Raw genomic sequence first — 697 nt, 5'->3', positions numbered from 1 at the left:
CCAATGCCGGGGATGGTGGCGAGGTTGCGGCTGGTTTCGTTGCTCTTGTGCCAGCCAAGGATTTCCTTCTCCAGCGCCTCGACCCGCGCGTCACAGGCGCCGATCTGCTCGGCAATTTGCCGCAAAGCCGTTCGCGCCAGAGCGGGGATGTCGGCTTCATCCAGCCCGCCGATCAGGTCGGCGACCTTGCCACGCCCCTTGGCGGCGACGATGCCGAATTCGGCAAGATGAGCGCGAAGGGCGTTGATCAGCATGGTGCGCTGACGCACCAGAAGATCGCGCGTGCGGTGCAGCATCAAAACGCCCTGCTGCGCTTCGGTCTTGACCGGCACGAAGGTCATGTGCGGGCGCGTCACCGCCTCGGCGATGGCGGCCGCGTCGTTGGCGTCGTTCTTCTTGCCGCGCTGAACATAGGCTTTGACCCGCGTCGGCGCGATCAGCCGCACCTCATGCCCCAGCGCCGACAACTGCCGCGCCCAGTGATGCGCCGAACCGCAGGCTTCCATGCCGACAAGGCAAGCTGGCTGTGAGCCGAAGAACTTCTCGACATCACTGCGGCGGAGCTGTCGCCGCAGAACCGGCTTGCCGAACTCATCGACCCCGTGGACCTGAAAAACACTCTTGGCAAGATCGAGACCTATCGTGACAATCGCCATGTGGACGGCCCTCCCGAATGTGGCGTTTCAAGCACGACCAC

Annotated in this window: 1 protein-coding gene; it reads right to left on the bottom strand. The window is 64.1% G+C overall.

All coding sequences use genetic code 11. The annotated features are described in order from the left end of the window. Positions 1–656, bottom strand: a 656-nt coding sequence (locus ROR02_RS16485) for an IS110 family RNA-guided transposase (RefSeq protein WP_147165121.1), incomplete at its 3' end; no start/stop codon positions are given. Positions 657–697 lie beyond the last annotated feature (41 nt).

Origin of the sequence: Pararhodospirillum oryzae (assembly GCF_007992075.1) — a bacterium.
Lineage (GTDB): Bacteria > Pseudomonadota > Alphaproteobacteria > Rhodospirillales > Rhodospirillaceae > Pararhodospirillum > Pararhodospirillum oryzae.
The sequence above is the reverse complement of the archived record's forward strand: the minus strand, read 5'-3'. Positions and strand labels throughout refer to the sequence as shown.